This is a genomic window from Salinarimonas chemoclinalis (assembly GCF_041514305.1).
Lineage (GTDB): Bacteria > Pseudomonadota > Alphaproteobacteria > Rhizobiales > Beijerinckiaceae > Salinarimonas > Salinarimonas chemoclinalis.
The window spans coordinates 616,980-630,267 of the sequence record NZ_JBGMWH010000001.1 but is presented as its reverse complement, the minus strand read 5'-3'; the positions used below and the strand labels follow the sequence as shown (position 1 = coordinate 630,267).

General features: G+C 72.1%; 11 protein-coding genes. 7 read left to right on the top strand and 4 right to left on the bottom strand.

Annotation, left to right across the window (positions count from 1 at the left end):
• The first annotated feature begins 283 nt into the window (after nt 1-283).
• From AB9M23_RS02835 to AB9M23_RS02825, 3 genes are read left to right on the top strand one after another with little or no spacing between them, the layout of a single operon-like run.
• On the top strand, nt 284-1,006 hold the full coding sequence (locus AB9M23_RS02835; RefSeq protein WP_372422278.1) for an ABC transporter ATP-binding protein: 723 nt from the start codon (nt 284-286) through the stop codon (nt 1,004-1,006).
• Nucleotides 1,007-1,022: 16 nt separating this feature from the next.
• Nucleotides 1,023-3,386 (top strand): ABC transporter permease, encoded by a 2,364-nt coding sequence (locus AB9M23_RS02830; RefSeq protein ID WP_372422277.1) that lies wholly within the window; start codon nt 1,023-1,025, stop codon nt 3,384-3,386.
• A 4-nt stretch (nt 3,387-3,390) separates the two neighbouring features.
• Nucleotides 3,391-4,587, top strand: a complete 1,197-nt coding sequence (locus AB9M23_RS02825; protein ID WP_372422276.1) for an efflux RND transporter periplasmic adaptor subunit — start codon at nt 3,391-3,393, stop codon at nt 4,585-4,587.
• Here AB9M23_RS02825 and AB9M23_RS02820 read toward each other — a convergent pair.
• From AB9M23_RS02820 to AB9M23_RS02810, 3 genes are all read right to left on the bottom strand, one after another.
• On the bottom strand, nt 4,584-5,693 hold the full coding sequence (locus tag AB9M23_RS02820; RefSeq protein ID WP_372422275.1) for an MBL fold metallo-hydrolase: 1,110 nt from the start codon (nt 5,691-5,693) through the stop codon (nt 4,584-4,586). The genes AB9M23_RS02825 and AB9M23_RS02820 overlap by 4 nt on opposite strands.
• Nucleotides 5,690-6,742 (bottom strand): ABC transporter ATP-binding protein, encoded by a 1,053-nt coding sequence (locus tag AB9M23_RS02815; protein ID WP_372422274.1) that lies wholly within the window; start codon nt 6,740-6,742, stop codon nt 5,690-5,692. Before AB9M23_RS02815 ends, AB9M23_RS02820 begins: the two co-directional genes overlap by 4 nt.
• A gap of 72 nt (nt 6,743-6,814) precedes the next feature.
• Nucleotides 6,815-7,717 carry an SMP-30/gluconolactonase/LRE family protein gene (locus tag AB9M23_RS02810; protein ID WP_372422272.1) on the bottom strand — a complete coding sequence of 301 codons (903 nt, stop codon included), beginning with the start codon at nt 7,715-7,717 and terminating at the stop codon, nt 6,815-6,817.
• Nucleotides 7,718-7,821: 104 nt separating this feature from the next.
• Between AB9M23_RS02810 and AB9M23_RS02805 the strand changes: the two genes are divergently transcribed.
• The 4 genes from AB9M23_RS02805 to AB9M23_RS02790 all read left to right on the top strand — a co-directional run bounded on the left by AB9M23_RS02805 (nt 7,822) and on the right by AB9M23_RS02790 (nt 10,507).
• A complete protein-coding gene (locus AB9M23_RS02805; RefSeq protein ID WP_372422271.1) occupies nt 7,822-8,589 on the top strand; it encodes an SDR family NAD(P)-dependent oxidoreductase in 768 nt (255 codons plus the stop codon).
• A 102-nt stretch (nt 8,590-8,691) separates the two neighbouring features.
• A complete protein-coding gene (locus tag AB9M23_RS02800) occupies nt 8,692-9,186 on the top strand; it encodes a ferritin-like domain-containing protein (RefSeq protein WP_372422270.1) in 495 nt (164 codons plus the stop codon).
• 189 nt (nt 9,187-9,375) lie between these two features.
• Complete coding sequence (gene cysE / locus AB9M23_RS02795) at nt 9,376-10,215, top strand: serine O-acetyltransferase (RefSeq protein WP_372422269.1); 840 nt, start codon at nt 9,376-9,378, stop codon at nt 10,213-10,215.
• A 76-nt stretch (nt 10,216-10,291) separates the two neighbouring features.
• Nucleotides 10,292-10,507 carry a DUF3126 family protein gene (locus AB9M23_RS02790; protein ID WP_372422268.1) on the top strand — a complete coding sequence of 72 codons (216 nt, stop codon included), beginning with the start codon at nt 10,292-10,294 and terminating at the stop codon, nt 10,505-10,507.
• A 379-nt stretch (nt 10,508-10,886) separates the two neighbouring features.
• Here AB9M23_RS02790 and gghA read toward each other — a convergent pair whose 3' ends face one another.
• Nucleotides 10,887-13,277 carry a glucosylglycerol hydrolase gene (gene gghA, locus AB9M23_RS02785; protein WP_372422267.1) on the bottom strand — a complete coding sequence of 797 codons (2,391 nt, stop codon included), beginning with the start codon at nt 13,275-13,277 and terminating at the stop codon, nt 10,887-10,889.
• Between the last annotated feature and the right edge of the window lie 11 nt (nt 13,278-13,288).

Here is a 13,288-nt window from a genome sequence, read left to right as displayed (position 1 = left end):
GTGGGGACGAAAAAATTGGGCCGTCCCGAAGGACGGCCCGCCTCTGACTGTTTGCGTTCGTGACCCCGATGAACCGGGGGGCTGGGGGGCTGACGTGTCCGGTAGACCGAAACCACGAACCAGCGAGGCATGATCATTGGTCGCAGCCCATCGGGGCGCGCTCGGGGCGCGAAAACGGCGAAACTGTGATTTCGGGAGAAAAGCGCGAGAAACGCGCGAGAAGCGCCTCTCGCATTGATCAGGATCATTGCGAGAGCCCGTAAAGCGGTATTTCTCGCCATTCATGAACGTCGAGACCGATCCCCCGCTCGTCTTTCGCACACGCGCCCTCGCCAAGGTGTACCGCACCGGCGAGGTCGAGGTACACGCCCTGCGCGGGGTCGATTTCGAGGCGCGGGCCGGCGAGTTCGTGGTGCTGCTGGGCCCGTCGGGCTCGGGCAAGTCGACCTTCCTCAACATCGTCGGCGGCCTCGACCGGCCGACCTCCGGCGAAGCCTGGTTCCAGGACCGGGATCTCGCCCGCTCCAGCGACGCGGCACTCACCGCCTACCGGCGCGACCACGTCGGCTTCGTCTTCCAGTTCTACAACCTCGTGCCGAGCCTCTCGGCGCGCGAGAACGTGCGGCTGGTCACCGAAATCGCCCGCGCCCCGATGCGCCCGGAGGAGGCGCTCGACATCGTCGGGCTCGGCGACCGGATGGACCACTTCCCCGCCCAGCTCTCCGGCGGCGAGCAGCAGCGCGTCGCCATCGCCCGCGCCATCGCCAAGCGCCCCGAGGTGCTGCTCTGCGACGAGCCCACCGGCGCGCTCGATTCGAAGACCGGGGTGAAGGTGCTCGACGCACTCACCCGCGTGAACGAATCCTTCGGCGCGACGACGCTGGTGATCACCCACAACGCCGGCATCGCGGCGATCGCCCACCGCATCGTGCGCTTCGCCGACGGGCGCATCCAGGCGGTGGAGACGAACGCCGCGCGGCTGCGGCCGGAGGAGATCAGCTGGTGAGCGGGAGCGAACCTCGATGAGCGCCCTCGACCGCAAGCTCCTGCGCGATCTCGTGCGGCTGTGGCCGCAGGCGCTCGCCATCGCGCTCGTGATGGCGGCGGGGGTCGCGACGCTGATCCTGGGTGTGGGCGCCCACGCCTCGCTCTCGGAGACCCGCGCCGCCTACTACGAGCGCAACCGCTTCTCCGACGTCTTCGCCGGCGTCACCCGGGCCCCCGAGCGCATCGCGGCGCGCATATCCGAGATCGACGGCGTCTTCGCGGTGGAGACCCGGGTGGGCAAGATCGCGCTCCTCGACCTGCCGGACATCCCCGAGCCGGCCTCGGCGATCTTCGTCTCGCTGCCGGACCTGGGCGAGCAGACCCTCGACCTGATCACCCTGCGCTCGGGCCGCACGCCGCTGCCGGGGGCGACGCGGGAGGTCGTCGTGTCCGAGCCCTTCGCCCAGGCGCACGGCTACGAGATCGGCTCGACCTTCCAGGCGATCCTCAACGGCGTGAAGCGCGAGCTCGTCATCGTCGGCACGGCGCTCTCGCCCGAGTTCGTCTACGCGCTCGGGCCCTGGGACCTGATGCCGGACGACCGACGCTTCGGCGTCGTGTGGATGTCCCGCGCCGCGCTCGCCGCCGCCTACGACCTCGAGGGCGCCTTCTCCGACCTGCGCGTGCGGCTCCTGCGCGGCGCCTCCGAGAGCGCCGTGATCGAGGAGATCGACCGCATCCTCGCCCCCTACGGCGGCGAGGGCGCGCACGGGCGCAAGGACCAGCTCTCCCACGCCTTCCTCGACGCGGAGCTGACCCAGCTCGAGGCGATGAGCCGCATCCTGCCGCCGATCTTCCTCGTGGTGGCGGCCTTCCTCGTCAACATGACGCTGGCGCGGCTGATCACGCTCGAGCGCGAGCAGATCGGGCTCCTCAAGGCGCTCGGCTACTCCAATCTCGCCGTGGGGATGCACTACCTGAAGTTCGTCGCCGCCGTCGCGTTGATCGGCGCGGCGCTCGGCTCCGCGGCCGGGACGTGGCTCGGCACGGGGCTGACGCGGATGTACGGCGACTTCTTCCACTTCCCCTTCCTGATCTTCCAGATGAGCCCGTCCGTCTACCTGGTGGCGGTCGGCGTCACGCTCGCGGCCGCGATCGTCGGCGCGCTCGACGCGGTGACCCGCGTGGTGCGGCTCGCGCCGGCAGTGGCGATGACGCCGCCGGCGCCGGCGCGCTACCGGCGCACGCTGCTCGATCGCCTGCACGCGGCGCTGCGCATGCCGCAGTCGGGCGTCATGACGATGCGCCACCTCGTGCGCTATCCCGGCCGCTCGCTCGGCGGGCTCGTCGGCATCTCGCTCGCGACCGCGATCCTGGTGGGCTCGTTCTGGTCCTTCGGCTCGATCGAGTTCATGATCGACGTGCAGTTCCACCGCTCCGACCGGCAGGACGCGACGATCACCTTCGTCGGCGAGCGCGAGGCCTCCGCCGTCCAGGAGATCGCCCGGCTGCCGGGGGTCATGACGGCGGAGCCCTACCGCTCCGTGCCCGTCAAGATCCGCGCCGCCAACGTCGAGCGGCGGGTCGCCATCACCGGCAAGCCGGAGGATGCCGATCTCAGCCGCGTGCTGGGCAGCGACCTCGCCCCCGTGCGCATGCCCGAGACCGGGCTCGCCCTCTCCGACCAGCTCGCCGCAATCCTGCGCGTCGAGACCGGGGACGTGGTCGAGGTCGAGCTGATGGCCGGGGACCGGCGCACGGTCGAGATGCCCGTCGCCATGGTGGTCGAGGGCTATCTCGGCCTGATGGCCTACGCCGACATCGGCACCGTCAACCGCCTGATGCGCGAGGGCGCGCTCGTCTCGGGCGTCCACCTCTCCCTCGACGAAAGCCGGCGCGAGGATCTGTTCGCGGAGCTCAAGGCCATCCCGGCCGCGAGCTTCGTCGCGCTCCAGCGCGTCTCGCTCGCCAAATTCCGCGAGACGCTGGCGCAGAACCTGCTGATGATGGTGTCGATCTACGCGGGGCTCGCCGCGATCATCGCCTTCGGCGTCGTCTACAACTTCGCCCGCATCTCGCTCTCCGAGCAGGGCCGCGAACTCGCCTCGCTGCGCGTGCTCGGCTTCACCAGGGCCGAGATCTCCTGGATCCTGCTCTCCGAGCTCGCCATCCTGGTGCTGCTCGCCCAGCCGCTCGGCTGGCTGATCGGCTGGGGGTTCGCGGTCGCCATGGCCGCGGGCTTCGAGAGCGAGCTCTACCGCGTGCCCCTCGTCGTGAACCGGGAGGTCTTCGCCTACGCGAGCCTCGTCGTCGTGGGCGCCGCCCTCGCCTCCGGGCTGATCGTGCGCCGGCGCATCGATCGGCTCGACCTCATCGCCGTCCTCAAGACCCGAGAATGACCGGATGAAGCGCCTCCTCGTCGCGATCGTACTCCTCGCGCTCGCCGTCGCCGGCGCCTGGGCCCTGTGGCCCCGGCCGATCCCCGCAGACCTCGCCGTGATCGCCGCCGGGCCGATGGCGGTGCACGTGGAGGACGAGGGCATCGCGCGCATCGAGGACGTCTACACCGTCTCCGCACCCACCGGCGGCACGCTGCAGCGCTCGCCGCGGCGCGTCGGCGACGTCGTCGTCGCGGGTGAGACCATCCTCGCCGTGATCGAGCCGATGGCGCCCGCCTTCCTCGACGTGCGCTCACAGCGCGTCGCCGAGGCGGCCGTGGAGGCCGCGGCCTCCGCGGTGTCGCTGGCGCAGGCGCAGGTGAGCCAGGCGGCGGCCGAGCTGGAGTTCGCAGAGAGCGATCTCGCCCGCGCCGAGGAGCTGTCGCGCCGCGAGGCGATCTCCGCGCGCGAGCTCGACCGGGTCCGCCTCGCCGTGCGCTCGGCCGAAAGCGCGCTCGCCTCCGCGGAGGCGACGCGGGAGGTGCGGGTTCGCGAGCTCGAGAGCGCGCGGGCGAACCTGATCCAGCCCGGCGGCGAGAGCGACGCCTCCGCAACCTGCTGCATCCAGGTCCGCGCGCCGGTGAGCGGGCGGGTGCTCTCCGTTCTCGTCGAGAGCGAGCAGGTGGTCCAGCCCGGCACGCCCCTCGTCGAGGTCGGCGATCCGGACCGGCTCGAGGTCGTCGTCGACCTCCTGTCCCGCGATGCGGTGCGGGTCGCGCCCGGCGCACCCGCGATCATCGACGACTGGGGCGGCGAGCCGACGCTCGAGGCGCGGGTCGTGCGGGTCGAGCCCACCGCCTTCACCGAGGTCTCGGCGCTGGGCATCCAGGAGCAACGCGTACGCGTCGTGCTCGCGCTCCTCGATCCCGCGGCGGCGCAGGGCAAGCTCGGGCATCGCTACCGCGTGGTGGCGCGCATCGTCGTCTGGCAGGAGGACGGCGTCCTCCAGGTGCCGCTGGGCGCGCTCTTCCGCGAGGGAGGCGACTGGGCCGTGTTCGTGGTGGAGGACGGCGTCGCGCGGGTGCGCCCGGTCACGCTGGGCGAGCGCACGATGCGCGCGGCCCAGGTGCTTTCGGGCCTCGCGCCCGGCGAGACCGTGATCCTGCACGCCAGCGACCGGATCGTGCCGGGCACGGCGGTTGCGGCGCGGGAGGAAGGCTAGGCTCGGTCGAAGGCGATGCGCGCCCCGTCGGCGATTCGCAGGCCGGGCGACGCGCCTTCGAGCGCCCGCGCGAGGGCGGGCACCGCCTCGGCCGGAAGGAAGGCGGGCATCAGCAGCTCCGGGCGCGTGGCCACGCAGAGCGCGCGCAGGTCCGCGAGCCGCGGATGCACGTTCCAGCGCAGGAAGCGCGCGCGGCCGCGCGCCACCGCTTCGGCCGCGGGCGTGCCCCGCGCCACGTGACCCGTGAAGATCGTCTCCATCGCCTGCGCTCCGGCGCGATCCGCTCGCGCGAAGAGCGCCCCCGCGACCCCGCTCTCGGCGTTGGGGCCGGCGGCGATCATCACGCCGTCCGGCGCGCTCCCCTCGGCGAGCGTCGCCTGCGCATCGAGCAGGCGGACGACGGCGCCGGCCGAGCCGGCGTCCGCCAGGAGACCCTGCGCCAGCGCCACCTCCGCCACGCGCCGATGCGCCGGGCACAGCCGCACGCGCGCCCCTTCACCGATCGCCAGCGCGATGTCGAGGCCCCTGCCGTCGGCGGGGCACGGCAGCAGCAGCGGCACGCCGTCTCGGGCGCGCGCGAGGATCGGCGCCGCCGCTTCCGCGAGGGGCCGGTCCCAGGTGCCGTAGGCGGCGTCCGCGATCACGATGCGGGCGGGGGGCATCGGGTCGAGCCGCCAGGCCCGGCTCTCGGCGGTGAAATCGCCGGTGTAGAGCACACCGTCGGGGCCGCCGAGGCGCATCCAGACCCCTCCCGGCGCATGGCTCGCCCGCCCCGTCTCGACGCGCACGCCGGCGATCGTCGTCTCGCCCGCGAGCGGCAGGTCGCGGGCGCGGGCGAGCGCCGGGTGGCCGGCGAGCGCGATCACGGTCCTCGTCGCGTGGAGCGGGACGTCGGGCGCGACGAGCTCCAGGGCGCCGACGTGATCGGCATGCCCGTGGCTCACGAGCACGGCGTCGATCGGCCCGATGCCGGCGAGGTCGGGCCTCAGGCCGCGATCCGGCCCCTCGCCGCAATCGAGCAGCAGCCGCACCCCGGCGATCTCGACGAGGAAGCAGGCCGGCCCCTTCGCTCCGAAGCCGGAGATCGCCGTGACCCGGACGCTCATGCCGGCAGCGCCCACGCGTCCGCGATCGCGAGCCCCACCGGCGTCCCGGGCTCCGGCGCCTCGCGGGACTGGACCTGGACGAGCACGCCCTCGATGCCGTCGATGGCGATCTCCAGCGTGTGGAAGCCGCCGCGATAGACCGCGTCGACGACGCGGGCCGGCACGGCGTCGGCGGCGTCGCTCAGGGCGAGCGTCTCCGCGCGCAGGACGAGGCGGCCCGGCCCCGGCGCCGTCGCGGTGCCCCGGGCGGGGAGCGTGCGGCCGGCGAGCGAGACGGTCAGCCGGCCCTCGCGGGCGGACTCCAGGATCGCGACCGGCACGAGCGCGCCGCGCCCGATGAAGCGCGCCACCATCTCCGTCGCCGGCGCGGCGTAGAGGTCGTGCGGGGTCGCGACCTGCTGCAGGCGGCCCTCGTGCATGACGGCGATGGTGTCCGCGAGCGCCATCGCCTCGGCCTGGTCGTGGGTGACGATGACGAAGGTCGCGCCGGTCTCCCCGTGCAGCCGCCGGAACTCGCGCTGCATGGTCTCGCGCAGGTGCGCGTCGAGGTTGGCGAGCGGCTCGTCGAGGAGGACGAGCGGCGGCTCGAGCGCGAGGCAGCGCGCGAGCGCGACGCGCTGGCGCTGGCCGCCGGAGAGCTGGGCCGGCTTGCGGTCGGCGAGATCGGAAAGGCCCACCATGGCGAGGGCGTCGGCGACCCGCCGGCGGCGCTTCTCCGCGGGCAGCCGGCGCACCTTCAGCCCGAAGGCCACGTTGTCGGCGACCGACATGTGGGGCCACAGCGCGTAGGACTGGAACACCATGCCGAGCCCGCGCTCCTCGGCCTCGACGAAACGCCCGCCGTCGGCGACGACTCGGCCGGCGATGGCGATGCGCCCCGCACTCGGCCGCTCCAGGCCGGCGACGAGGCGCAGGAGCGTGGTCTTGCCGCAGCCGGACGGGCCGAGCAGCGCCAGGAACGCGCCCGGCTCCACGACGAGGCTCACGTCGTCCACCGCCCGGGTGGCACCGAACGTCTTCGTCACCCCGTGCAGATCGAGCCCGCCCATCGTCTCTCCCGTGTCGCCCGTCGGTTGATCGCGCCGTGTCCCGCGGTGTGATGACAGCCGGATGACAGGCGCTCACCCCTCCAGCGACAACGCCCCCGCGAATCGCCGCTCCGGCAGGCCGCGGATGGCCTCCCCCGCGAGGTCGCACACGAAGATCCCACCCGCGAGCGGCTCGCAGGAATAGGCCTCGGGCGTCATGCCCTCGCGGGCCGTGGTGATGTAGAGCCGGTCGAGGTTCTCCCCGCCGAAGCAGCAGCAGGTCACCTGCGAGACGGGGAGGCTCACCCGGATGTCGGGCGCGCCGTCGGGCAGGAGGCGCTCGACACGCCCGCCGTCGAAGCGCGCGTTCCAGAGCGCGCCGGCGGCGTCGATGCAGGCGCCGTCCGGGACGCCCTCGCCCTCGGGCACCTGCACGAAGACTTGCCGCTCGCCGAGGGCGCCGGTGCCCTGGTCGCGCGCATAGCGCCAGATCGTGCGCGTCGGGCTGTCGGCGAGATACATCGCGGCGCCGCCCTCGGGAAAGGCGATGGCGTTGGTGATGGCGATGCCGGTGACGAGCGTGGTCTCGCTCGTGCCATCGAAGCGCAGCACGCTGGAGACGGGCTGGAGTTCCACCTCGTCCATGCCGCCCACCACGAAGGCCCCGGACGGATCGCAGCGCCCGTCGTTGAGGCGGGTCTGCGGCAGGCCGGGCTCGAACGTGGTGAGCCGCCGGCGCGCGCCGCTGTCGGGATCGAGCACGAAGAGCCCGCTCGCGAAGGCGGCGAGGACGAGGCCGCTCTCGCCGAAGGCGAAAGCGGTCAGCCGCTCGGGCAGAGCGAGGCTGCGCAGGTCGCCGCCCTCGGCATCGCAGGAGAGCAGCAGCTGGCCGTGTATGTCGGTCCACCACAGCCGTCCCTGCTCGGCGTTCCACTGGATGCCTTCGGCGAGGAAGGCGCCCGTCTCGACGAGGAGACGGGCCTCGAGCGTGCGCATGGGGGACCTCCGGAATGGGCGCGTTCGGCCGGAGCTTTGACGATCGCGGCGCCCGCGTCTAGCGTCTCGGTCCTCGCCGCCGCCCCGCCCCGGAGCCCGCCGCCATGGCCATCCTCGCCCGCTACCCGGACCTCGCGGAGAAGACGGTGTTCGTCTCGGGCGGCGCCACGGGCATCGGCGCCGACATCGTCGCGGCCTTCGCGCGGCAGCGCGCGACCACCGTCTTCGTGGACGTCGACGCGCCCCGCGGCCGCGCTCTGGCCGAGGGCCTCGCCGCCGAAACGGGGGCGCGCGTCGCGTTCCTGCGCGTCGACGTCACCGACATCCCCGCGCTCGAGGCGGCGGTCGACCACGCCGCGTCGATCGGCGGTCGCCTCGACGTGCTCGTCAACAACGCCGCCAACGACCGCCGCACCGGGGTCGATGCCGTCGACGAGGCCGCATGGGACGCGGCGATGGCGGTGAACCTCAAGCACCAGTTCTTCGCGGCCAAGGCCGCCCGTCGGCACATGAAGCCGCCCCATGGCGGCTCCATCGTCAACCTGGGCTCGACCTCGTATCGGCTGGGCGTGCCCGACCTCACCGCCTACGCCACCGCGAAATCCGCCGTGCGCGGCCTCACCCGACAGCTCGCCCGCGAATGGGGACGCGACGGGGTGCGCGTCAACGCCATCGTGCCGGGCGCGATCCTCACCGAGAAGCAGCGCCGGCTGTGGATCTCGCCCGACGAGGAGGCGCGGATCATCGCGCAGCAATGCCTGCCGCGGGCGCTCGACGGGGAGGACGTCGCCGAGATGGCCCTCTTCCTCGCCTCCGACGCCTCGCGCGGCTGCACCAGCCAGGACTTCGTCGTCGACGGGGGCCTGACGTAGGGCGGGCCCGCACGCGACATCGCGTCCGGCCACGCTCCGGAACCGGCCCCGCGCCGCTCGGGTTCTCCTCGCGAGAGACCGAACCCGAGAAGGAGCGCCCCCATGAAAGGTCCCGACGTTTCCCTGAAGCACCTCCAGCGTGCCATCACGATGGAGCTGACCACGGTGAACACCTACGAGCTCCAGGCCGCCAAGCTGCGCGACTGGGGCGTGGACCAGCTCGCCGACCGCATGGGCGAGGAGATCGAGGAGGAACGCGGCCACTTCCACCGCTTCCTCGACCGGCTGCTGTTTCTCGAGGGCACGGCGAACGTGCACGACCTCGATCCGATCGGCCAGGACGACACGATCCGCGCCATGTTCGAGACGCAGCTGAAGATGGAGAACGAGGCGCGCGCGTACTACGACAAGGCCGCCAAGGAGGCCCGCGACGCGGGGGATCTCGGCACCTTCGACCTGTTCCGCTCGATCCTGAAGGACGAGGAGGAGCACATCGACTTCGTCGAGACGCAGTTCGACCTGATGGAGCTGATGGGCGAGCAGCTCTACGTCTCGCGGCAGGTGTCGTCGGTGAAGGAGCAGGAGGAGGACGACTGAGGGTCGTTCGGGGCGGGGACTGTCATCCCGGACGCCGAAGGCGATCCGGGATGACGATGCCGCCCGCCCTCCGGCACACCCCCGCCTCGACGCCCCGCTCCCGCTCTGGCAAGATCTTCCCCGCCGGGGGTTCCTCCCGGCGGCGGCGTTCCTACCTCTGGGGAACGTCTCCGGTTAGAGGGCGAGAGCATGAGCCAGCCGCGCGTCAAGACCAACGAGATCGATCCCGTCGTCGGCACCGTCGACCCGGTTTGGGCGCGGGCGCGGCGCGAGGCCGAGGCCGTAGTGCGGGAGGAGCCGTCGCTGACGAACTTCCTGCTCACCAACATCCTCAACCACTCGTCGCTCGAGGGCGCCGTGATCCACCGCGTCGCGGCGCGGCTCGCGCATCCGGCGCTGTCGGCGACCTTGATCGAGCAGACCTACCGCGAGGCGCTGCGGCAGGACCCCGACATCGGGCAGTCCTTCCGCTCGGACATACTGGCGGTCGCCGACCGCGATCCCGCCTGCACCCGGCTGATCGAGCCGATGCTCTACTTCAAGGGCTTCCACGCCATCCAGACGCACCGCCTCGCGCACTGGCTGTGGACGCGGGGGCGCGTCGACTTCGCGCTCTACCTGCAGAGCGTCTCTTCCGAGGTGTTCCAGACGGACATCCACCCCAACGCCCGGATGGGCCGGGGCATCTTCCTCGACCACGCGACCGGCCTCGTCGTGGGCATGACCGCGGTCGTCGAGGACGACGTCTCGCTGCTGCAGAACGTGACGCTCGGCGGCACCGGCAAGGAGGGCGGGGATCGCCACCCGAAGATCCGCCGCGGCGTGCTGATCGGCGCGGGCGCGAAAATCCTCGGCAACATCGAGGTGGGGCGTTGCGCCCGGGTGGCGGCGGGCTCCGTCGTGCTCAAGGACGTGCCGCCCTGCACCACCGTGGCGGGCGTGCCCGCCAAGGTCGTGGGCGAGGCGGGCTGCGCGGAGCCCTCGCGCACGATGGACCAGATCCTGGCGCAGAGCCTCTCGCCCGAGTGAGCCGCCGGGTTGCCCGGCGGCGCCCGCCGTGTCATGCCGGGGCGACGACCGCCATGAAACGAGACGAGGTTCCCGCGTGACGAAATCCGAGCTGGCCAAAGTCGAGAGCTACCTGCGCCGCACCTTCGCCAACCACGCGATCACGGTGCGCGCCCGCCCGAAGAAGGACGATTCCGCCGAGGTCTACATCGGCGACGAGTTCATCGGCGTGCTCTTCCTCGACGACGAGGACGAGGACCGGTCGTACCAGTTCCAGATGGCGATCCTCGACACCGACCTCGAGGAGGGCTGAGCCGGCGGTCGCTCGGCGCGAGCGCGCGCTGCGAGCCGCACCGCGTCTCCCCTCTCCCTCCCGGCTCGCCGATGAACACATGTCCTGCGCTTCCCCCGGCTCCGGACGAGCCGTCCCCGGGAGGCGGGCGCAGAGCGCCGGCGAACCCTGTCCTTCCCTGTAGGGGAAGGTGTCTCGGCGCAGCCGAGACGGATGGGGCGCGCGGGACGCGCGTTCGGCGAAGCCGAAGAGCGACGGCGGCAGCGGACACGGTGCTTTTCCGCTTCGCGGAACGCGTCGCTTCGCGCCACCTTCCCCTACAGGAAAGGACAGCGTCTCCACCAGCCGAAGTCACCACGGACGTCGTGCCGCCGGATCCCCGTCCCGACGGGGCGGGAGGTCACAGCCGGCGCGTGTACAGCACCGCCATGCCGTCGTGCAGGTCGATGGTGCCGCCGCGGTAGTCCGCGCCGATCGGGGGCGAGGCGAGCGCCACTTCCCAGCCGCCGCCGGCGAGGCCGGGGATGTCGAGTTCCGTCGGCACGATCCCGAGGAGCGGCTTGCCTTCCAGATGCGCGATGGCGAAGACCTGCTCGCCGTCCGGCCCGTGACGCAGCGAGCGGAAGGCCACGGAGCCGCGGGTGGGCGCCTGGTAGTCGAAATGGTCCCGCGGCCCGAGCGCGCCGCGCAGCCACGGCCGCGCGAGCCGGAACTCGCGCAGGGCCAGCATGTACTCCGTGTGCGCCTCGCCGAGCGAATCGAGATACTTCGACACGTTGCAATAGTCGTGCATGTCGTCCATCCAGGCACGGGCGACCTGCTTGAGCACGCGCGCCGTGAACGGCGCGGGACCCTCCAGCGGCGGGTCGACCGCGTCGAGCAGCTTCGCCATGACGTCGAGGTCGTAATCGGTGACCTCGACGAGCGCTTCCAGGATCTTGAAGAAGCGCGCCAGCCCCTCGCGATCGCCGAAGCCGAGCTCCTTGAGCCGGGTGAAGGAGCCCGGCATCGAGTAGGTGTAGTCGTCCACCTGCCAGCCGAGCGAGATCGCCTCCTCGGCCACGATCTTCACGCCCCAGCGATCGTCCTGGTTGCGGATGAAGCCCCAGGAGGCGCGCGCCATGGCGTTGAGGAAGTCCATCGGCACGCCCGGGAAGGCGGCGTAGGTGAGCATCTGCGCGGCGGGATGGTCGTAGGCCTTGTCGAGGATCTCCATCCGGGTGTCGCCGAGCCGGGTGTTGATGTTCAGCTTTGGGTTGATCTGCGTGCCGCGGCGGAGCGTGTCGTGGTTGGCGCAGCCCGAGATCCAGTTCTGCCCGTGCTGCAGGATCTCCTCGATGCGCCAGAACTTCGTCAGCCAGAACGTGTACAGGAACGGCGTGTTGTGGGCGAAGGTCAGCGGCCCCCACTGGAACACGTCGTCGTCGCGCTGGCTCTCGATCACAGCACGGTAGGTGGAGGACAGTTCCCAGTCCTCCTCCGGCCAGGGCCGGCCGTCCTCGAAGATGAACCACGGGCGGTAGCGCCGGCCGCCGACCTCCTGGACGATGTCCGCCATCTCCTGGAGGAAGTCGTCGTCGTGGCGAAGCACCTGCGCGTCGGCGTCCCACCACTTGAAGTCCTGAGCGCCGTCGACGCGCACCGCGTCCGCGCCGTAGGCCACCTTGCGCCGCTGCATCTCGAGCAGCATGGCGCGCACCATCGGGTTGCGATAGTTGACGTTCTGGCCGTACATGTTCGGGCCGGCGAACCAGTGATGGCTCAGGACGTCCAGCCCCTGGTTGTCGGAATGGCCGAACACCACGTCGATGATGAGCTTCTTCGGCCGGCCCGGGAAGTTGTGCAGGGCGCAGGCGAGGTCGACGAGCTCGTCCGGCCGCCCCGTCTCGAGCAGCGCCGGGTTCACCGCCGCCATGCCCGAGATCACGATGTCGTAACCCCAGTTCGTGGTGTCGGGGCGCCGCAGGTCGACGACGACGCGCTCGTCGGTGTCGCCGTCGGGCCCCTCCTCCTCCGCCCAGAAGGCGGGACCGGCCTCGTAGACGGTGGTCGGCTCGACCGGCAGCAGCTGGATCGCCTCGTAGCCGAGGAAGATGCGGTCCGCGGGGGCGAGCGGCACGTCGTGGCGCACGCGCTCGCCCAGCGTCTCGATGTGCTTCGTCAGCCCCGCGAGCGTCATCGACGCGGTGGCGGTGGGGGCGTGGATCTGGAGGATGTTCGCCGCCGGCCCGAGCTTGACGGGATCGCCCTCGGGCAGCGCGGCCCAGTATGCGGCGTCCGTGCGCGCGGCGAGCATCGCCTCGACGTCGTAGTACTCCGCGGGCGCGAACACGCCGAAGGGCAGCGAGGCGGCGAGCGGATCCAGCACGCGCGACCAGGTGTTCTCCGCGTCGCGCCAGACGAGGGAGTAGAAGCTGCCCACGCGCTCGCGCGAGCCCGGGCGCATGCCCTCGATCGCGGCGACACAGTAGTTCTCGATGCGCACGATCGGAACGCGCGTGCGCCGGAACGCCATGGACTGGCGCGCGCGGGCGAGGACGAGCTCCTCCTCGGGATCGAGCACCTCGACGAACACGTCGCCCTCCGGCACCCGGCGCTCGAGCAGCTCCGGCGCCCAGAAGATCACCTCGCAGACGTCCCCCGCCCGCCGCGCGCCGAGCCGCGCGGCGACGACGCGCGCGGTCTCGAAGGCGGGGCGATGGGTCTGCAGTTCCTCCGAAAGCCAGGCGACGAGGCGGTCCGTGGCGGCGCGATCGAGCGCCGGCACGGGCGTCCGGGTGGGGGCATCCATGGGCTTCTCCT

Excerpts from the sequence above, each read along its gene's own strand:
- AB9M23_RS02835 (WP_372422278.1), top strand. The coding sequence starts at position 284 with ATGAACGTCGAGACCGATCCCCCGCTCGTCTTTCGCACACGCGCCCTC.
- AB9M23_RS02830 (WP_372422277.1), top strand. The coding sequence starts at position 1,023 with ATGAGCGCCCTCGACCGCAAGCTCCTGCGCGATCTCGTGCGGCTGTGG.
- AB9M23_RS02825 (WP_372422276.1), top strand. The coding sequence starts at position 3,391 with ATGAAGCGCCTCCTCGTCGCGATCGTACTCCTCGCGCTCGCCGTCGCC.
- AB9M23_RS02820 (WP_372422275.1), bottom strand. The coding sequence starts at position 5,693 with ATGAGCGTCCGGGTCACGGCGATCTCCGGCTTCGGAGCGAAGGGGCCG.
- AB9M23_RS02815 (WP_372422274.1), bottom strand. The coding sequence starts at position 6,742 with ATGGGCGGGCTCGATCTGCACGGGGTGACGAAGACGTTCGGTGCCACC.
- AB9M23_RS02810 (WP_372422272.1), bottom strand. The coding sequence starts at position 7,717 with ATGCGCACGCTCGAGGCCCGTCTCCTCGTCGAGACGGGCGCCTTCCTC.
- AB9M23_RS02805 (WP_372422271.1), top strand. The coding sequence starts at position 7,822 with ATGGCCATCCTCGCCCGCTACCCGGACCTCGCGGAGAAGACGGTGTTC.
- AB9M23_RS02800 (WP_372422270.1), top strand. The coding sequence starts at position 8,692 with ATGAAAGGTCCCGACGTTTCCCTGAAGCACCTCCAGCGTGCCATCACG.
- cysE (WP_372422269.1), top strand. The coding sequence starts at position 9,376 with ATGAGCCAGCCGCGCGTCAAGACCAACGAGATCGATCCCGTCGTCGGC.
- gghA (WP_372422267.1), bottom strand. The coding sequence starts at position 13,277 with ATGGATGCCCCCACCCGGACGCCCGTGCCGGCGCTCGATCGCGCCGCC.